The sequence below is a fragment of the Pseudomonas sp. OTU5201 genome (assembly GCF_038440135.1).
In the GTDB taxonomy this organism is placed as follows: Bacteria; Pseudomonadota; Gammaproteobacteria; order Pseudomonadales; family Pseudomonadaceae; genus Metapseudomonas; species Metapseudomonas resinovorans.
The window spans coordinates 78,618-96,058 of the sequence record NZ_JASATC010000017.1 but is presented as its reverse complement, the minus strand read 5'-3'; the positions used below and the strand labels follow the sequence as shown (position 1 = coordinate 96,058).

Here is a 17,441-nt window from a genome sequence, read left to right as displayed (position 1 = left end):
GGAGACCCGTCGGACGATCGGCCCCGATTACCATACCCATTGAGTCACCGCCCATCGAGCCGGGCTGGCCGCCTCACCTCTGGGGCGGCCAGTCATGGGTTTCGGTCTGGCAGTCCTTGCACCAGGCGTAAAGCGCGTCATAGAGGATCAGGCCGTGCTGCAGCATCTCGTGGTCATGGGTGAAGTTGTGCGACAGGCCCAGTGAGATGGCGTACAGGCCCGCCGACTGCGGCGTAAGGCCAAGGCGTGCGGTGTCGGCGCCACGGACGATCTCCGCCAGTTGGCGCAGGGCGGGGTCATCCAGTCCGTACTTCTTCAGAAAGGCGTCGAAGCTGCATAGCTCGCCGTCGTGGCTGAGTTCGACGCCGGGGATGTCGTAGGGGGCCGCATCCTGCTCGGTGGCCACGCGCAGCACTTCGGTGGCCGGAACATAGAGAAACTCCGGCTGCGGATCGATGAAACGCTGGATGAGCCAGGGGCAGGCGATACGGTCGATCTTCGGACGTTCACGGGTAACCCATTTCATGGAGCACCTCCCGCCTGCGTCTACAGGCTCCGGGTGGGCCGGCCGGCTTCACGCCAGCCGGAAAAGCCATCGATCAGGTAGCGCGCATCGAGCCCCATGGCGTCCAGCGTGGCGGCGATACCCTGGCTGATTTCGTGGCCATGGGCGCAATAGAGCACCACGGGCCTGTCCCGTGGTACCGAATTCTTCCAGGTAAACACCGACTCGGGATCGAGCCAGCGCGCGCCAGGGATTGCCGCCGCGTCAGCCTCGCGTGCCGCTTCGCGGCGCACATCCAGCAGAGTGAAATTGCGTCCTGCTGCTTGCCACTCCATCAGTTCGCAACTCGTGATCCGGCTCATCTCACACCTCTCAGGTACGCAACAGGTGCACCAGCAACCCAATCAGGGCACAGGCCAGCAACACCGGGATGACGCCTCGTTTGAATCGGAACAGTGCCATCGCCGCGGCCACGGCGATCAGCGCCGACGGCCAATCGAAGCGACCGTCGAAGCCTTGTGGCCAGAGCACGTGGTAGCCGAAGAAGAGGGCCAGGTTGAGGATCACCCCCACCACGGCGGCGGTGATGCCGGTGAGCGGGGCAGTGAATTTAAGCTCGCCATGGGTGGATTCCACCAACGGGCCGCCCGCGAGGATGAACAGGAATGACGGCAGGAAAGTGAACCATGTGACCAGGGTGGCGGCCACGGCGCCGGCCAGAAAGGCCTGGTCGGCGCCGAACATCGGGTTCACGTAGGCCCCCACGAAACCGACGAAGGCGACGACCATGATCAGCGGACCCGGCGTGGTTTCCCCCAGGGCCAGGCCGTCGATCATTTGCGTCGGGGTGAGCCAGCCGTAGTGGCCCACCGCACCTTGATAGACATAGGGCAACACCGCATAGGCGCCACCGAAGGTAAGCAGCGCCGCCTTGGTGAAGAACCAGCCCATCTGGGTGAGCGTGCCGTGCCAGCCGAAGGCAGCCGTCAGCAGGCCCATGGGCAGCAGCCAGAGCACGCCGCCGATGACCGCCAGTGCCAGCAAGCGAGGCCAGCGAAAGCGCGCATGCTCGGGCGTGGGTGTGTCGTCATCGATCAGCGCCGGCCCATAGGTGGCTTTCGCCGCAGCATGGCCACCGCCCAGCGCGAACTTGTCCGGGAAGAGGCGTCCACCCACGTACCCGATCAGTGCCGCGCCCAGCACGATCAGGGGAAACGGGACATTCAGGGCGAAGATGGCGATGAAGGAAGCAGCGGCGATACCCCACAACCAATTGTTCTTCAAGGCGCGCGAGCCAATGCGGTGGGCGGCCTGGACCACGATGGCAGTGACTGCCGGCTTGATGCCGTAGAACAATCCGGCTACGACCGGCACCTCACCAAAGGCGATGTAGACCCAGGACAGCGCGATGAGGATGAACAGCGACGGCAATACGAAAAGCGCGCCGGCAATGACACCTCCCCAGGTACGGTGCATCAGCCAGCCGATATAGGTCGCGAGCTGCTGGGCCTCCGGCCCCGGCAGCAACATGCAGTAGTTCAGGGCGTGGAGAAAGCGTCGCTCGCTGATCCAGCGCCTCCGCTCCACCAGCTCCTGGTGCATGATCGAAATCTGCCCGGCGGGCCCGCCGAAGCTGATGAACCCAAGCTTGAGCCAGAACAGGAAAGCCTGGAACAGGCCTACGGGACGGGCACCGGATGGCGACTGTTCGTCGGCGCGCATGCTGGTTTCACTCATCGTTTTTCTCTTCATTGGCAAAGGCAGTCAGCAGGCCATCGAAAATGGCGCTGGCTGCGGTCAGGAGCTGATCATCATCCGAGATGCTTTCCCGCAGGCCGGCCAGAACCCGCTCAATACCCGCCGCTTCTACCGGCTGAACACCGCCTACGTCCAGGTAGTGCACCAGGGCGGCGACTTTTCCCAGGGACGGTGCGTTCAGCTCGAAACTGGCTTGCAGGGTCTCGAAGGTGACGCGGTTGCCGACGTGGCTGAAGGTGGCGCCATCAAAATCGAAACCGAGGGCATCCGCCGGGCAATCATGAGGTGAGTCCAGCCAGAGGATTCGAGCGTCGTCGTCGATGTAACGACGGATGAGCCAGGCGCTGGCCAGACGGTCGACCCACGGACGCTTTCGCGTGGCCCAGAGGCGGCCCTGGTAGTCCCGTCGCCTGAGAACGGGAATGGGCTGGTCATGGCTACAGGGCTCATCTGCCGACAGGGCACGGCTCAGGGCGGTTTCCAGGCCTTGCAGCGCCACGTCGACATCCTGGCCGGCTCGACCCGGGAAAAAGTCGATGGCTGCAAGCTGGGTGAAGGACTTGCGCAGCTTGCGGATCTGCCTGGCAGAGGCCAGCGCGTTCTCGGCTGTCAGTTGGCCGCGACAGACCTCGATCTCGGCGCGCAGCGCCGCGTAGTCCTCGGCTCGATCGAACAGCGGGATGAAGCGATCGCCCTGGGGATCGTGGATGGGCAGCAGGTAGGCGGTGCCCTGGATCGAAAGGATGTCGCGTTCGATGGCGGCCAGCGCCGTGCGGCAGACGTCGCTGTCTGGTAGCAGATACACCCCGTCTCGGAGCACCGCTGCGCCACAGGCCTTCAGCGCCCGCCAGGCGCGCATGCGCGCAGTGGCATTGGCAGTGGGGAGGGTAAGAACGAGAGAGAGCCAATCTTTCATGTAGGGTATCTAACAAAATATGTCTCTAGCTCTACATTATTCTTTATCTAGGCGCAGGAAAAGCCCCGCCCGTCAAAGAGGCCTCGGCCAGTCAGGGCGATTTCGTGTTGCTGCAGATTCCCGCCCTGCCCGAAAGCCCAAGCAACGCGGGATGAGTCGAGTTGGCGGAAAATGCCTTTGGCGGACGGGCAGCACTGGGGCTCACAGGATGGACGGGCAGCGATACCCGTCCTGCGGACTCAGGGCGCGCCGAACATCATGGTCCAGTAAATACCGTTCTCGCTGTGGGTCTGCGAGGCATAGGCGGCGCCGACCTGGGTGAACCTGGGGTTCATCAGGTTGGCGCAATGGCCGGGGCTGGCCAGCCAGCTGTCCATGGCCGCGCGGGGTGAACCCTGGCCGGCGGCAATGTTTTCGCCGACCTGTCGTCCCTTGAAACCCGCCGCGCGGGCACGATCGAAGGGCGAATCGCCATCGGGGCCGTTGTGGGAGAAGTAGTCGCGGTTGGCCATGGAGCGGCTGTGCTGTTGGGCGGCCTTGCCCAGCGCGGTGCTCCAGGTCAGAGCGCGGGCGGCACCGAAGCGCTTGCTACCGCACTGGCGCGGCTTGGCCCGCGCGGCGTTGACCTGGGCCAGCAATGCCTGCCCGGCCGAACGGGCATCCCCCAACTGGGCACTGGCCAGCGGCCGCGAGAGCACCAGGCGCCATTGGTTGCCGTTGCGACTGATGCCGATATCGGAAACCTGGCTGTCGAGCAGGTCCGCGCAATAATCGTCGCGAAGCATGTTGAAGGCCGCCCGAGCATCTCGCGCCCGCGACAGACTGATGCTGCGCACCTCTCCGGCCTGATACCCGGCCTCACGCAACCTACGCCGCAATTCACCCGAGTAGCCCACCGGCAAGGCCAGGTTCGATTTCAACACCAGCGGCGACGTGGCCTGGACGCTGCGCCAACCGCAGCGCTGGTTGTGAGTGCGGTAGTCGTTGATAGCCGCCAGCAACTGACGCTCATCGCCGGCATGGACCGGGTTGGCGAGCAGGGAGATCAGGGCGGCGGGGAACAGAGGGAGCAAGCGAAGGGTTCTGACGATTGGGCGCATGAATGGGCTTGTAGAGAAGGTTGATGGATCAAGGCCGGTGTATGACTGCTGCGCGAGGAGCAGGTTCATGCGCACAGGGGATATCTGTCACACGTCTGATGGGTGGAATTGCCTACGGCCCCCTATGAGGGGACATCGCGGATGTAGCCAGCTACTGACAATCCGACTTCATCCTGTAAATCAGGCAGTTCGATCGTCACAGGGTGTGTGCCCTGACAGGGATTGCCCTGGATCTGCCCGCCTGCCGCAGCATCCCGCCCCGACCAACGGTGCCACCGTTCGCCCCTTTAGGTTGTGGGTTCTAGCGCGGGCGGCCGATGCTCGCGGCGACCCATGCCTCCAACAAGAACAAGGCACGTGCAGTTCCATCCACTACTGCCGGATCGAACCAGGGGTGATCCCCGGGGAGGAGCCATGCGAATTCGTTGCTTTGTGCTCGGTTGCCAATGGACCGAGGGGTTTCGTACCGAAGTGGGCGCCGTGCCCATGATCTGCCAGCGCTGCCTGCGCTGCGGTGCCCATCGCTACCTGAGCCTGCCGGAGGAGGCAGAAACAGCCGGATGAATGGCGCAGGCAACCAACGGGTAGCCATTTGACAGCACGCTGCGACCCTCTAGCTTTATCCAGCGTTGCCGATGGCTTTCATAAAGCCGCATTTCGGTTCAACCATCCTGGCAAGGGAGTGCTCCATGTCGCATCCGTCGTCCGCCAACCCCATCAAGGGCCTGGCCCTGCATTCCCTGATCTGGCTGGCCTGCGCCGGCATGGTCGCCGTCGGCCTGCCGGTTTGGCTGGCCTTCGCCGGTGGCTGGCTGGCCAGCCTGTTGCTGGTCTGGCTGCAGCGGGAAGCACGCGTCCATGCGGCGCAGGCCAATGCGCAACCGGTGGTGGCGACACCCGACTGGCAGCAAACGCAGGATGCGCTGGATGAGCAGCTCGGTACCCTGCAGGCCCATGCCGGGCAGGTCGATTGCCTGCTGCTGGATGCCATCGGTCGCCTCGGCGACAGCTTCCACGGCCTGGCCGCGCGCATCGACCAGCAGCGTACGCACTCCCACTCCCTGATCGAACGCTATGGCAACCAGCAAGGTGCCGACGACGGCATGAACTTCCAGGAGTTCATCGCCACCACTCGCAACACCCTTGGCCTGTTCGTCGAGGCCACGCTGGAAACCAGCCAGACCTCCCAGGAGCTGGTCAAGCGCATGGACCGGGTGACGCAGAAAATCGCCGATATCCTGAAATCCACACACGATATGGACGCCATCGCCAAGCAGACCAACCTGCTGGCGCTGAATGCCGCCATCGAGGCCGCCCGCGCTGGCGAAAGCGGTCGGGGTTTCGCCGTGGTGGCCGACGAGGTACGTGCCCTGTCCACCCGTTCCACCGGGTTTTCCGAACAGATTCGCGAGCATGTGGATGTGGTCTACCGCGAAATACAGGATGCCGAGTCGGCCATTGCCCAACTGGCGGACAAGGACATGGGCATCGCCCTGGAATCCAAGCAGCAACTGCATCACATGCTGGAAGACCTGGAAGGCATGAACCGCCACACCCTCAAGGTGATCCAGGAGCTGGACCGAATCTCCCTGGAAGTGGGCGCGGGTGTCGACCAGGCCATTACCGCCCTGCAATTCCAGGACATGAGCAGTCAGTTGATCGGGCAAATGCGCAAGCACTTCGCCAAGCTCGGCAGTTTCGCTACAGGTCTCGGCGCGCTGCACGCGGTGGCGCCGGAGCACTGGGCGGAACGGGTCGAAGAGGAGACCGCCGAATTGAGGAAACCGGTCGCCAACCCCGTGAGCCAGAGCAGTGTCAATGTGGGAGAGGTGGAGCTTTTCTGAGTCGATAGCCCTCAGCCATTTGCCGCTCATCCGCGCGATGAATGGCTGACGCCCGTGGCTGGACGCTCGATAGGCGCCCATCTACACCTAACCATGGCCACCAGCTAGCAAACGGATGCAACAGCTTGTAGGGACAAATTCATTCGCCAAGGGCGACGAAGGTGCCCCTAAAAAACAGAAAAAAGCGGCATGGAGAGCGGCACTGATGAGCAAGCAGATCCTGATAGTCGACGATTCGGCATCCATAAGGCAGATGCTGAGCTTCACCCTCAAGGCCGCTGGGTACCTCGTGGACGAGGCGGTCGATGGCAAGGATGGCCTCGGCAAGGCACAGAGCAAGGCCTACAACCTGGTATTCACCGACCAGAACATGCCCAACATGGACGGGCTGAGCCTGATCCGCAGCCTGCGAGGGCTGCCCGGCTACCGCGCCACCCCCATCCTGATGCTGACCACCGAATCCAGCGACACCATGAAGCAGCAAGGCAAGTCCGCCGGCGCCACTGGTTGGCTGGTCAAGCCCTTCGATCCGCCGAAACTGCTGGAAGTCACCCGCAAGGTCCTCCCCTGACCCCTGCACAAGGCGCTTCCCATGAGCGACGGGATGAATCAATTCCTCCAGGTGTTCTTCGAGGAAACCGAAGAGCACCTGGCCAGCCTCGAACTGCTGCTGCTCGGTCTCGACCTGCAGCAGCCTGACGCGGAAGCGCTCAACGGCATCTTCCGCGCCGCCCACTCCATCAAGGGCTCGGCCGGCATGTTCGGTTTCGATGACCTGACCGCCGTGACCCACGAGCTAGAAACCCTGCTCGACCGCATTCGCAGCGGACAGATTGCCCTGCACGGCGAGATGGTCGACCTCTTCCTGCAGGCCCGTGATGTGCTGATGCGCCTGCTGGACGCCCATCGCCAGCAGCGCCCGGACCCGAGTGTGCCGGTGGCAGAGACAGTCGCCCGCCTGCGCGAGTTGCTGGAGGCCGCACCGGCTGCCCGTGAAGAGGCGAGCTTCGGCTTCTTCGATGAAGTGCCGGAGGTGGACGCCGGCGACGACTTCGGCTTCTTCGACGATGCGCCCGGTACGCCCGCCCAGGCCGAATCCAGCGAATTCGGTTTCTTCGATGACGCCCCCGGCGCGCCGGTCCAGGTCGCCGCTGAACCGCCCAAGCCAGTACCAGCGGCAATGCCGGCCACCAGCAAACCGGCAGCCGCTGAAGGCGAATCCAGCTCCATCCGCGTCAGCGTCGAGAAGATCGACAGCCTGATCAACCTGGTAGGCGAGCTGGTCATCACCCAGGCCATGCTCGGCCAGCTCGGCGGCGCGCTGGACCCGAGCGTCCACGAACGTATTCACCAGGCCCTGGCGCAACTGGAGCACAACACCCGCGACCTGCAGGAATCGGTGATGTCGATCCGCATGTTGCCCATCAGCTTCATCTTCAGCCGCTTCCCGCGCCTGGTGCGCGACACCTCGGCGCGGCTCGGCAAGCAGGTTGAGCTGGTGCTGCAGGGGGAGCACACCGAGCTGGACAAGGGCGTGATCGAGCGCCTCAGCGACCCGCTCACCCACATCGTGCGCAACAGCATCGACCACGGTATCGAGTTGCCCGAGGCGCGTCTGGCCGCCGGCAAGCCGGCCAGCGGTACCGTGCGCCTGGGGGCCTTCCACCAGGGCGGCAGCATCGTCGTCCAGATCAGCGATGACGGCCGTGGCCTGGACCGTGAGCGCATCCTCGCCAAGGCCCGCGAGAAGAACCTGGCGGTGCATGAGGGCATGAGCGACGCCGAGGTCTGGTCATTGATCTTCATGCCCGGCTTCTCCACCGCCGAAGTGGTCACCGACCTCTCCGGGCGCGGCGTCGGCATGGACGTGGTCAAGCGCAACATCCAGGCCATGGGCGGGCGTATCGACATCGACTCGGCCGCGGGCCTGGGCACCCGCATCAGCATCCGCCTGCCGCTGACGCTGGCCATCCTCGACGGCCTGATCGTCGCCGTGGCGCGCACCCACTACGTGATTCCGCTGACCTACATCGTCGAATCGCTGCAGCCCAAGGCGGCGGACATCCGTGGCCTGGGGGGCCAGGAAGGCGCGGTGATCCGCGTGCGTGGCGAGTACCTGCCGCTGCTCTCGCTGCACGACCTGCTGGGCGAATCCACCCCGCCGCTGCCGGCCGAGCAGTCCATCGTGGTCATCCTCGAAGCCGACGGGCGCCCCTTCGCCCTGCTGGTGGATGACCTGGTGGGCCAGCAGCAGGTGGTGATCAAGAGTCTGGAACAGAACTTCCGCCGGATCGAAGGCATCGCCGGCGCCACCATCATGGGCGACGGCAGCGTCGCCCTGATCCTGGATGTCGACGCCCTGCCGGGCCTGGCCCTACAACAAGGAGCGGTGCTGCATGAACTCACCTAGTGCGGAACAGGCCGGACAGCCGGCCCAGGAGTACCTGACCTTCACCCTCGGCCGCGAGGAGTACGCCATCGACATACTCCGGGTGCAGGAAATTCGCGGCTATGACCAAGTGACCGCCATCGCCAACAGCCCGGCCTTCATCAAGGGCGTGATCAATCTGCGCGGCGCCATCGTTCCCATCGTCGACCTGCGGATCAAGTTCAACCTGGCCGACGTCACCTACGACCCGTTCACCGTGGTGATCATCCTCAACATCGGCCGGCGCATCGTCGGCGTGGTGGTGGATTCAGTGTCCGACGTGATCGCCCTGTCGGGTGAGGAGATCAAGCCACCGCCGGAGTTCGGCGCCAGTTTCGATACGGAATACCTGCTGGGCCTTGCCACCGCGGCCGAGCGGATGTTGATCCTGGTGGATATCGAGAAGCTGATGACCAGCCGCGAAATGGCCCTGGTCGAAGCAGCCGCAGCCTGACACGCAAGGGGATAATCCATGGGTCTGTTCAACGGAAAAGCACAAGCACAGCTTCGCGCGCAGCACCTGGCCGGCCTGATCCAAGGCCTGGCCGACGGGAACCTCGACCAATCGATCGGCGCCGGCGATGACCCGATCTGGGCCCCGGTCTACGACAGCCTCGCCCGCCTGCAGAAAGGCCTCCGCCAGCAACAGACGGAAACCACCCAGACCGAGGCGCTGGACAAGGCCCTGGTGGAAATGACCCGTCAGCATAGCGACGGCTGGATCGACGAAGTCATCCCGGTGGAACAGTTCAGCGGCACCCAGGCGCGCATCGCCAAAGGCGTCAATGATCTGGTGGCCGCCCATATCGCGGTGAAGATGCAAGTGGTGCGCGTGGTCACCGCCTATGGTGATGGCGACTTCAGCCAGGATATGGACCGCCTGCCCGGCAAGAAGGCGCAGATCACCCAGGCCATCGACAAGGTCCGCGACCAGTTGCGCAGCGCTGCCCAGGCCGCCAGCGAGAACATCCGTATCAAGAGCGCCCTGGACAACTGCAGCACCAACGTGATGATCGCCGACGGCGAGCGCAACATCATTTACATGAACAAGACGGTCACCAGCATGCTGCAGAACGCCGAGGCCGACCTGCGCAAGGCCTTGCCTGGCTTCTCGGTGAGCAAGTTGCTGGGCGGTTCGATCGACCAGTTCCACAAGAACCCCGAACACCAGAAGCGCCTGCTCGCCACCTTCACCAGCACCTTCCGTGCGCAGATCGAGGTTGGCGGACGCACCTTTGGCCTGGTCGCCAACCCGGTCATCAGCGACACCGGCGAGCGTCTCGGCTCGGTGGTGGAATGGGCCGACCGCACCCTGGAAGTGAACGTCGAGCGCGAAGTGGCCGGGCTGGTTGGTGCCGCCGCCAATGGCGACTTCTCCAAACGCATCAACGAAGAGGGCAAGACTGGCTTCATCCTCAACCTGGCGACCGGCCTCAATCAGTTGGTAGACACCGCCGACAAGGGCCTCAAGGACGTCTCGCGGATGCTCGGCGCCCTGGCCAAGGGTGATCTTTCGCAGAGCATCGACGCCGACTACCAGGGCACGTTCGGCGAACTCAAGGACTACTCCAACGAAACCGCGCAGAGCCTGTCGCGCATGCTCGGGCAGATCCGCGAAGCCGCCGACACCATCAACACCGCCGCCGGAGAAATCTCCAGCGGCAACGCCGAGCTGTCCACCCGCACCGAGCAACAGGCTTCCAGCCTGGAAGAAACCGCCTCCAGCATGGAGGAACTGACCAGCACGGTGAAACTCAACGCCGAGAACGCACGCCAGGCCAACTCCCTGGCGGTAAACGCCTCGGAAGTAGCCACCGAAGGCGGCAACGTGGTGCAGAGGGTGGTCAGCACCATGACCGCCATCAACGAGTCGGCGCGAAAAATCGCCGACATCATCGGGGTCATCGACGGCATCGCCTTCCAGACCAACATCCTCGCCCTCAACGCTGCGGTGGAAGCCGCCCGCGCCGGTGAGCAGGGCCGCGGTTTCGCCGTGGTGGCGGCCGAGGTACGCACCCTGGCACAACGCTCGGCGGCGGCAGCCAAGGAGATCAAGACGCTGATTTCCGACTCGGTGAGCAAGGTGGAGAACGGCAACACCCTGGTGGCCCAGGCGGGCCAGACCATGAGCGACATCGTGATCGCCATCAAGCGAGTCACCGACATCATGGCGGAGATCGCCGCCGCATCCGCCGAGCAGAGCCGGGGCATCGAGGAGGTCAACGGCGCGGTCAACCAGATGGACGAGATGACCCAGCAGAACGCCGCCCTGGTGGAAGAGGCCGCCGCGGCCGCCGAAGCCCTGCAGGAACAGGCCGGGCTGATGGCCCAGTCGGTGGCGGTGTTCAAACTGGACCCAGCCCATGCCGGTCAGCCCGCCGCGGCTCGCGGAGCCACTCGGCACAAGTCGCCCGCGAGGCCGCAGCGCACGGCCGGCCGCGTTGGGCGAAGCAAGGAAGAGGAATGGGAAGAATTCTAGTCCCAGGCCATAACCCCGGCGCTTGCGCCGGGGCTTTCGAGGTGAAGCGATGAACGCGCTGGTACTTGGCGAACACGAGTTCGGCTACAACGATCACGACTTCGAGCAGGTGCGCGAGCGGCTCTATCGCCGCGCGGGCATCAGCCTGGCCACCAGCAAGCAGCAGATGGTCTACAGCCGACTGACACGTCGCCTGCGCCAACTGGAACTGCGCAACTTTTCCAGCTACCTCGCCTACCTCGACCAGCATCCCGAGGAATGGCAACCCTTCATCAACGCGCTGACCACCAACATCACCGCGTTCTTCCGCGAACGCCACCACTTCGACCAGCTCACCACCCTGGCGCGCGAACACCAGCACCGAGGCCAGGCCATGCGTTTCTGGTCAGCCGCCTCCAGCACCGGGGAAGAGCCCTACTCCATGGCCATCGCCCTGCACCAGGCCCTGGGCGAGCGGGCCCTGCGCCTGCAGATCATTGCCTCCGACATCGACACCGGCGTGCTGGAAATCGCGCGCCGTGGCGTCTACCCGCTGGAACGCATCGAGCAGTTGGACCCGGCATTGAAGAAGCGCTATTTCCAGCGCGGCACCGGCGCCAACGCTGGCCTGGCGCGCGTCGTGCCGGAGCTGCGGCAGATGGTGGAGTTTCGCCGCATCAACCTGCTGGATGCCGACTGGCACCTCAGCGGCGGGCTGGACGCCATCTTCTGTCGCAACGTGATGATCTATTTCGATAAGCCCACCCAGGTGCGCCTGCTGGAACGCATGGTGCGCCTGCTCAGGTCCGACGGCCTGTTCTTCGCCGGTCATTCGGAAAGCTTCGTGCAGGCCAACCATGTGGTGAAGCTGGTCAGCCGCACCGTCTACCAGCCCGTGCCGGGAGTCCCGACATGAAAGGTGAAACCGCAGGCGCCATCGCCGCCACCCGCTATTTCGACCCGGACCACCAGTTGCCGGCCGTCAAGCTACTGCCCGGCGAGTACTACGCCACCACTGAAGACCAGGTGCTGGTCTCGGTGCTTGGCAGCTGTGTGGCGGTCTGCCTGTTCGACAGCCAGCGCGGCATCGGCGGCATGAACCAGTTCCTGCTGCCCGAGCCCGGCCCCGGCAGCGGCCTGGCAAGCGCGTCGACGCATCACGGCGTGCGCATCATGGAGCAGCTCAGCGAAGAGCTGCTGCGTCAGGGCGCCCGCCGCCACCAGTTGGAAGCCAAGGTCTTCGGCGCCGGCAACCTGCCCAACGACCTGCTGCGGGTCGACACCACCCTGCGCACCGTGGAGTTCGTCCACAGCTACCTGGATACCGAAGGCATTCCCCTGCTGGCCGAGGACGTGATGGGCGCCGAGGCGCGCAAGGTTTACGTATTCCCATCCAGCGGCAAGGTGCTGGTGAAGAAGCTCAAGTGCCTGCACAACGACACCATCCTGCAGCGCGAGCTGGAGTACATCCTCTACCTCAAGCGCGGGGAGGCGCTGGGGCCCTACGACCTGTTCAAGGAGTGAACACGTGCCCATCAAGGTACTGGTGGTGGATGACTCGGCGCTCATCCGCAGCCTGCTCAGCGAGATCGTCCGTGCCGACCACGAACTGCAACTGGTGGGCGTGGCGCCCGACGCCTATGTGGCCCGCGACCTGATCAAGCAGCACGCGCCGGACGTCATCACCCTGGACGTCGAAATGCCGCGCATGGACGGCCTGACCTTCCTCGACAAACTGATGAAGGGCCGGCCGACGCCCGTGGTGATGATTTCCTCCCTCACCGAGCGCGGTTCCGAAGCCACCCTGCGGGCCCTGGAACTGGGCGCCATCGACTTCGTCGCCAAGCCGAAGTTGGGCATCGCCGACGGGATGCAGGCCTATGCCGAAGAGATTCGCGCCAAGCTAAAGGTGGCCGCGCGCGCGCGGATGATCCGCCGAATTGCCGCGGAACGTCCGGCAGAGCGCGGCCTGCCCATCATCGGCACCGAAAAACTGATCGCCATCGGCGCCTCCACCGGCGGCACCGAGGCCATCAAGGACGTGCTGCTGGGCCTGCCGGCGGACAGCCCCGGTGTGGTCATCACCCAGCACATGCCCGCGGGCTTCACCCGCTCCTTCGCCGCGCGCCTGGACAAGCTCTGCCGCATCAGCGTCAGCGAAGCCCGCGACGGCGACCGAATCCTCCCTGGCACCGCCCTCCTCGCCCCTGGCGGCCTGCACATGGAAGTGACCCGCTCCGGCGCCAACTATGTCGCGCGACTGTCGGACGCACCGCCGGTCAACGGCCACCGTCCGGCCGTGGATGTGATGTTCAACAGCGCCGCCCGCTGCGCCGGCCGCAACCTGATCGCCGCCCTGCTCACCGGCATGGGCAAGGACGGCGCCCGTGGCCTGTTGGAAATCCGCGAGTCCGGCGGCTACACCCTGGCCCAGGATGAGGCCAGCTGCGTCGTGTATGGCATGCCCCGGGAAGCTGCGGAAATCGGTGCGGCGGAAGAGGTGCTGCCGCTGGAGGAGATCGCACCGGCACTGCTGGCGCAGGCGCGGAGAAGGGGGAGTGGAAATCGGGTGTGAGTAGTCGCGCGAGGCCAGACTCCCCCCGGCCCCTCTCCCGGCGGGCGAGGGGTGACTCGCGGCCCAGACTCCACACAGAGTGCTCCCTCTCCCTCAGGGAGAGGGTTGGGGTGAGGGAAGCGAAACGCTGCTCACTGCCAGACCTCAGGTCGGCAACACCTCGCGCTGGCGCGACAGGGTCAACGCCAGGTCTTCGATCATGTCTTCCTGCCCGCCCACCGTCCCGCGACGGCCCAGTTCCACCAGCAATTCGCGGGCCTGGATGCCGTACTTCTTCTCGGCGCGCTTGGCGAACAGCAGGAAGGAGCTGTAAACCCCGGCATAACCCAGGGTCAGGGCATCGCGGTCGACGCGGATCGGCTGGTCCATCATCGGCACCACCAGATCCTCGGCCACGTCCATGATCTTGTAGAGGTCGATGCCGGTAGCCACGCCCATGCGCTCGAGCACCGCCACGAACACCTCCAGCGGGGTGTTGCCGGCACCGGCACCCAGGCCCGCAACCGAGCCGTCGATGCGCGCGGCACCCGCCTCGATGGCGGCCAGGGAGTTGGCGATGGCCATGCCCATGTTGTGGTGGCCGTGGAAACCGACTTCGGTGCCGGCATTCAGCCCGTTACGCAACACGGCGATCTTCTCAGTCACTTCATCGGGCAGCATGTAGCCCGCCGAGTCGGTGCAGTAGATGCAGTTGGCGCCGTAGCTCTCCATCAGCTTCGCCTGCTCCAGCAGTTTTTCGGCACTGACCATGTGCGCCATCATCAGGAAGCCGACGGTGTCCAGGCCCATCTTCGCGGCCATGCCAATGTGCTGGCCGGAGACGTCCGCCTCGGTGCAGTGGGTGGCGACGCGGATGGTGGAAACGCCGAGATCATGGGCCATTTTCAGGTGGTCGACGGTGCCGATGCCCGGCAGCAGCAGCGCGGAAACCTTCGCCTGCTTGAGCTTGGGAATCACCGCATCGAAGTATTCCTCGTCGCTGTGCGCCGGAAAGCCGTAGTTCAACGACGATCCGCCCAGGCCATCGCCATGGGTGATCTCGATCAGCGGCACGCCGGCTGCATCGAGGCCGGTGGCCACGGCGACCATCTCGTCCAGGCTGATCTGATGGCGCTTGGCATGCATGCCGTCGCGCAGGCTCATGTCGTGCAGGCGCACGTGCTTACCTTGCAGGTTCATGGGGTATCTCCACTCAACGGACGGGCAGTTGCAGGGCGCCCTTGTGGGCTTCTTCGGCGAACATCTCGGCGGTGCGCAGGCCGGCGGCGGTCATGATGTCCAGGTTGCCGGCGGACTTGGGCAGGAAGTCGCCCAGGCCTTCGACCTCGATGAAGATCGACACCTTGCGGCCGTCGAACACCGGGCCGTTGATCAACTTGTAGCCCGGCACATAGCGCTGCACTTCCTTGACCATGTGCAGCACCGAGGTGCGGATTTCCGCCTGGTTAGGCTCGCCTTCGGTCAGGCAATGGATGGTGTCGCGCATCATCAGGGGCGGCTCGGCCGGGTTGATGACGATGATGGCCTTGCCGCGTCTGGCGCCGCCGATTATCTCCACGGCACCGGCGGTGGTGCGGGTGAATTCGTCGATGTTCTGCCGGGTACCCGGCCCCACCGAGCGGGACGATACCGTGGCGACGATTTCGCCATATTCCACGGGCTGCACGCGGGACACCGCCGCCACCATGGGAATGGTGGCCTGGCCGCCGCAGGTGACCATGTTGACGTTGAGCGCCAGCTTCTCGGCGTGCTCCTTGAGGTTGACCGGCGGCACGCAATACGGGCCGATGGCCGCTGGGGTGAGATCGATCATGATCACGCCCAGCTCATTGAGCTTGCGGCTGTTCTCGGCATGCACATAGGCCGAGGTGGCGTCGAAGGCAATACGGATGTCGTCGTCCAGCACGTGCGGCAGCAGGCCGTCGACACCCTCGGCGGTGGTTTTCAGGCCGAACTCGGCGGCGCGCTTGAGCCCCTCCGAGGTCGGGTCCACGCCCACCATCCACACCGGTTCGATCCATTCCGACCGACGCATCTTGATCAGCAGGTCGGTACCGATATTGCCCGGCCCGATAATGGCCGCCTTGAGTTTCTTGCTCATCACCACTCCCCCGGAGTCAGGCACAGAAGGACAACCGGGCACTGCCCAGGCCGTCGATGGTCAGTTCGAATCGGTCACCAGCTCGCGCTGGCTCCAGTGGTACCAGCGAGCCGGAGAGAATGATCTCGCCGGCCAGGAAGGGGATGCCCAGCTCACCCAGGGTGTTGGCCAGCCAGGCTACCGCCGTGAGTGGGTTGCCCTGTACTGCCGAGCCCAGCCCCTCGCTGACCTGTGCACCGTTCTTGAATACGGTCATGCGCAGGTTGGGCAGGTCCAGCTCACGCGGGTCCACCTGCTCGCGACCGAGGACGAAGACCCCGCAGGAAGCGTTGTCGGCGACGGTGTCCTGGATGCGGATGTTCCAGTCGTGGATGCGCGAGTCGACGATCTCGAAACAGGGCATCACGCATTCGGTGGCGTCCAGCACGTCCTGCTCGGTCACGCCCGGCCCCTTGAGGTCACGCTTTAGCTTGAAGGCGATTTCGCCTTCGGCGCGCGGCTGGATCAGGCGGTTGGCGGACAGGGAAATCTCCGCGCCATGGTCGAACCACATATCCCGGGTGATGAAGCCGAAGTCTGGCTGGTGCACATCGAGCATCCGCTGCACGGCGGCAGAGGTGACGCCGATCTTCTTTCCGACGATGGCATCGCCCGCCGCCACCCGGCGCTCGATGGCGTGCAGGGAAATCCGGTAGGCGTCGTCGATGGTGATCGCCGGCCAGCGGTGGGTCAGGGGCTCCAGCGTGCGCCCGCCTTGCAGGGCCTGGTAGAGCTCTTCGCCGTATTGGCGGTGCAGTGCGTCGCTCATGGCCGGCCCTCCGCGAGAAAGTCCAGGCAGGTACGGTTGAACAGTTCGCGGTGCTCCACCATCACCCAGTGGCCGCATTCGCTGAGCATCACGAAACGAATGTTGCGACAGGCCTCGAGCATGGTCTGGGCACCGGAGGATGGGCAGAACTTGTCGTTCATACCCCAGAAACCGAGGATCGGGCAGGACAGCTCGGAAAGGCGTGCCGCCATGTTCGGCACCTGCATGGTGCTGAGCACGCAGCGAGGCTGCTGCTGCACCACGGCGACCCGCTCGTTGACGGTCTCGTCGCTGATCAGCGACGCATCGTAGAGCTGCAGACCGAGCAGGCGACGCATGCCGTCTGCATCGTTCAGCTCGCCATTGGCGAAGGCCGCGCCCATTTTCTGGATGCCTTCCATTTGCAGGTAGTACTGCTCCTTCTCCATCAACCCGCCGGGTGCCATCAGCACCAGGCGACTGACTCGCTTGGGCGCCTCCAGCGCCAGCTTGATGGCGATGGCGCCCCCCAGGGAGTTGCCCACCAGCACGCAGCGCTGAATGTCCAGGGCGTCCAGTAGGCCGGTCAGGGCGGTGACGAAGAAGTCCAGGCTGTAGGTGGTTTCCGGCTTGTCGGAAGCGCCGTAACCCGGGAGGTCCGGGACGATGGCGCGGTAGCCGAAGCTGGCGAATACCGGGTAGTTCTGCTTGAAGTTGCTATGGCCGCTGGCGCCAGGGCCACTGCCGTGGATGAACACCACCGGCTCGCCCTCGCCCGCTTCGATGTAGTGCAGTCGCAGGCCATCCGGCAGCGTGACGAAACGCCCTTGCGGTAGCGCGCCCATGGGACTCTCCTCGGCTTGTTGTTTGCCGGGATTATTCGGGCGGGCCATCGCGCCAACATCGTCCGAGAGGACTAGCAGCTGTCCGGGGTCCTGCATGGGCGACTGCTTTTTGTAGGGGCGAATT

General features: G+C 64.7%; 18 protein-coding genes. 9 read left to right on the top strand and 9 right to left on the bottom strand.

Annotated elements, in window-relative coordinates; genetic code table 11:
• Positions 1-73: 73 nt before the first annotated feature.
• The 5 genes from AAHM40_RS12935 to AAHM40_RS12915 all read right to left on the bottom strand — a co-directional run bounded on the left by AAHM40_RS12935 (position 74) and on the right by AAHM40_RS12915 (position 4,279).
• Positions 74-526: a chromate resistance protein ChrB domain-containing protein gene (locus AAHM40_RS12935; protein ID WP_342245000.1), complete on the bottom strand. Its 453-nt coding sequence runs from the start codon at positions 524-526 to the stop codon at positions 74-76.
• A gap of 20 nt (positions 527-546) precedes the next feature.
• Positions 547-867 (bottom strand): rhodanese-like domain-containing protein, encoded by a 321-nt coding sequence (locus AAHM40_RS12930; RefSeq protein ID WP_342244999.1) that lies wholly within the window; start codon positions 865-867, stop codon positions 547-549.
• A gap of 10 nt (positions 868-877) precedes the next feature.
• Positions 878-2,242: a chromate efflux transporter gene (gene chrA / locus AAHM40_RS12925; RefSeq protein ID WP_342244998.1), complete on the bottom strand. Its 1,365-nt coding sequence runs from the start codon at positions 2,240-2,242 to the stop codon at positions 878-880.
• A complete protein-coding gene (locus AAHM40_RS12920; RefSeq protein WP_342244997.1) occupies positions 2,235-3,179 on the bottom strand; it encodes a chromate resistance protein ChrB domain-containing protein in 945 nt (314 codons plus the stop codon). The genes chrA and AAHM40_RS12920 overlap by 8 nt, the downstream gene beginning before the upstream one ends.
• A gap of 239 nt (positions 3,180-3,418) precedes the next feature.
• Positions 3,419-4,279 (bottom strand): CAP domain-containing protein, encoded by an 861-nt coding sequence (locus AAHM40_RS12915; protein WP_342244996.1) that lies wholly within the window; start codon positions 4,277-4,279, stop codon positions 3,419-3,421.
• Between the two features lie 414 nt (positions 4,280-4,693).
• Here AAHM40_RS12915 and AAHM40_RS12910 point away from each other — a divergent pair, with 414 nt between their 5' ends.
• The 9 genes from AAHM40_RS12910 to AAHM40_RS12870 all read left to right on the top strand — a co-directional run bounded on the left by AAHM40_RS12910 (position 4,694) and on the right by AAHM40_RS12870 (position 13,584).
• Positions 4,694-4,843, top strand: a complete 150-nt coding sequence (locus tag AAHM40_RS12910) for a PSPA7_2676 family Cys-rich small protein (RefSeq protein WP_342244995.1) — start codon at positions 4,694-4,696, stop codon at positions 4,841-4,843.
• A gap of 71 nt (positions 4,844-4,914) precedes the next feature.
• Complete coding sequence (locus AAHM40_RS12905) at positions 4,915-6,123, top strand: methyl-accepting chemotaxis protein (protein ID WP_446731567.1); 1,209 nt, start codon at positions 4,915-4,917, stop codon at positions 6,121-6,123.
• A gap of 205 nt (positions 6,124-6,328) precedes the next feature.
• On the top strand, positions 6,329-6,694 hold the full coding sequence (locus AAHM40_RS12900) for a response regulator (protein WP_028628131.1): 366 nt from the start codon (positions 6,329-6,331) through the stop codon (positions 6,692-6,694).
• 21 nt (positions 6,695-6,715) lie between these two features.
• The gene (locus AAHM40_RS12895) at positions 6,716-8,533 is read left to right on the top strand and encodes a chemotaxis protein CheA (RefSeq protein ID WP_342244993.1); all 1,818 of its coding nucleotides are present in this window, start codon (positions 6,716-6,718) and stop codon (positions 8,531-8,533) included.
• Positions 8,520-9,005 (top strand): chemotaxis protein CheW, encoded by a 486-nt coding sequence (locus AAHM40_RS12890; RefSeq protein ID WP_028628133.1) that lies wholly within the window; start codon positions 8,520-8,522, stop codon positions 9,003-9,005. The genes AAHM40_RS12895 and AAHM40_RS12890 overlap by 14 nt, the downstream gene beginning before the upstream one ends.
• 18 nt (positions 9,006-9,023) lie before the next feature.
• Complete coding sequence (locus AAHM40_RS12885; protein ID WP_342244992.1) at positions 9,024-11,030, top strand: methyl-accepting chemotaxis protein; 2,007 nt, start codon at positions 9,024-9,026, stop codon at positions 11,028-11,030.
• A 49-nt stretch (positions 11,031-11,079) separates the two neighbouring features.
• Positions 11,080-11,925 carry a CheR family methyltransferase gene (locus tag AAHM40_RS12880; RefSeq protein WP_342244991.1) on the top strand — a complete coding sequence of 282 codons (846 nt, stop codon included), beginning with the start codon at positions 11,080-11,082 and terminating at the stop codon, positions 11,923-11,925.
• A complete protein-coding gene (locus AAHM40_RS12875; protein WP_342244990.1) occupies positions 11,922-12,533 on the top strand; it encodes a chemotaxis protein CheD in 612 nt (203 codons plus the stop codon). The genes AAHM40_RS12880 and AAHM40_RS12875 overlap by 4 nt, the downstream gene beginning before the upstream one ends.
• 4 nt (positions 12,534-12,537) lie before the next feature.
• The gene (locus AAHM40_RS12870; RefSeq protein ID WP_342244989.1) at positions 12,538-13,584 is read left to right on the top strand and encodes a protein-glutamate methylesterase/protein-glutamine glutaminase; all 1,047 of its coding nucleotides are present in this window, start codon (positions 12,538-12,540) and stop codon (positions 13,582-13,584) included.
• 144 nt (positions 13,585-13,728) lie between these two features.
• On the opposite strand, the gene dmpG is transcribed toward AAHM40_RS12870, so the two are convergent.
• The 4 genes from dmpG to AAHM40_RS12850 are packed head-to-tail and all read right to left on the bottom strand — an operon-like array spanning position 13,729 to position 17,317.
• On the bottom strand, positions 13,729-14,763 hold the full coding sequence (gene dmpG, locus AAHM40_RS12865) for a 4-hydroxy-2-oxovalerate aldolase (RefSeq protein ID WP_137822217.1): 1,035 nt from the start codon (positions 14,761-14,763) through the stop codon (positions 13,729-13,731).
• Positions 14,764-14,776: 13 nt separating this feature from the next.
• Entirely contained in the window at positions 14,777-15,685 is a 909-nt protein-coding gene (locus AAHM40_RS12860) for an acetaldehyde dehydrogenase (acetylating) (RefSeq protein ID WP_342244988.1), read from the bottom strand.
• Between the two features lie 16 nt (positions 15,686-15,701).
• Positions 15,702-16,493 (bottom strand): fumarylacetoacetate hydrolase family protein, encoded by a 792-nt coding sequence (locus tag AAHM40_RS12855; protein ID WP_342244987.1) that lies wholly within the window; start codon positions 16,491-16,493, stop codon positions 15,702-15,704.
• Positions 16,490-17,317, bottom strand: coding sequence for an alpha/beta fold hydrolase (locus AAHM40_RS12850; protein ID WP_342244986.1), 828 nt, complete (start codon positions 17,315-17,317; stop codon positions 16,490-16,492). Before AAHM40_RS12850 ends, AAHM40_RS12855 begins: the two co-directional genes overlap by 4 nt.
• Between the last annotated feature and the right edge of the window lie 124 nt (positions 17,318-17,441).

What these genes read in the sequence shown, in the direction of transcription:
- AAHM40_RS12935 (WP_342245000.1), bottom strand. Translation starts at nt 526, where the DNA reads ATGAAATGGGTTACCCGTGAACGTCCGAAGATCGACCGTATCGCCTGC.
- AAHM40_RS12930 (WP_342244999.1), bottom strand. Translation starts at nt 867, where the DNA reads ATGAGCCGGATCACGAGTTGCGAACTGATGGAGTGGCAAGCAGCAGGA.
- chrA (WP_342244998.1), bottom strand. Translation starts at nt 2,242, where the DNA reads ATGAGTGAAACCAGCATGCGCGCCGACGAACAGTCGCCATCCGGTGCC.
- AAHM40_RS12920 (WP_342244997.1), bottom strand. Translation starts at nt 3,179, where the DNA reads ATGAAAGATTGGCTCTCTCTCGTTCTTACCCTCCCCACTGCCAATGCC.
- AAHM40_RS12915 (WP_342244996.1), bottom strand. Translation starts at nt 4,279, where the DNA reads ATGCGCCCAATCGTCAGAACCCTTCGCTTGCTCCCTCTGTTCCCCGCC.
- AAHM40_RS12910 (WP_342244995.1), top strand. Translation starts at nt 4,694, where the DNA reads ATGCGAATTCGTTGCTTTGTGCTCGGTTGCCAATGGACCGAGGGGTTT.
- AAHM40_RS12905 (WP_446731567.1), top strand. Translation starts at nt 4,915, where the DNA reads ATGGCTTTCATAAAGCCGCATTTCGGTTCAACCATCCTGGCAAGGGAG.
- AAHM40_RS12900 (WP_028628131.1), top strand. Translation starts at nt 6,329, where the DNA reads ATGAGCAAGCAGATCCTGATAGTCGACGATTCGGCATCCATAAGGCAG.
- AAHM40_RS12895 (WP_342244993.1), top strand. Translation starts at nt 6,716, where the DNA reads ATGAGCGACGGGATGAATCAATTCCTCCAGGTGTTCTTCGAGGAAACC.
- AAHM40_RS12890 (WP_028628133.1), top strand. Translation starts at nt 8,520, where the DNA reads ATGAACTCACCTAGTGCGGAACAGGCCGGACAGCCGGCCCAGGAGTAC.
- AAHM40_RS12885 (WP_342244992.1), top strand. Translation starts at nt 9,024, where the DNA reads ATGGGTCTGTTCAACGGAAAAGCACAAGCACAGCTTCGCGCGCAGCAC.
- AAHM40_RS12880 (WP_342244991.1), top strand. Translation starts at nt 11,080, where the DNA reads ATGAACGCGCTGGTACTTGGCGAACACGAGTTCGGCTACAACGATCAC.
- AAHM40_RS12875 (WP_342244990.1), top strand. Translation starts at nt 11,922, where the DNA reads ATGAAAGGTGAAACCGCAGGCGCCATCGCCGCCACCCGCTATTTCGAC.
- dmpG (WP_137822217.1), bottom strand. Translation starts at nt 14,763, where the DNA reads ATGAACCTGCAAGGTAAGCACGTGCGCCTGCACGACATGAGCCTGCGC.
- AAHM40_RS12860 (WP_342244988.1), bottom strand. Translation starts at nt 15,685, where the DNA reads ATGAGCAAGAAACTCAAGGCGGCCATTATCGGGCCGGGCAATATCGGT.
- AAHM40_RS12855 (WP_342244987.1), bottom strand. Translation starts at nt 16,493, where the DNA reads ATGAGCGACGCACTGCACCGCCAATACGGCGAAGAGCTCTACCAGGCC.
- AAHM40_RS12850 (WP_342244986.1), bottom strand. Translation starts at nt 17,317, where the DNA reads ATGGGCGCGCTACCGCAAGGGCGTTTCGTCACGCTGCCGGATGGCCTG.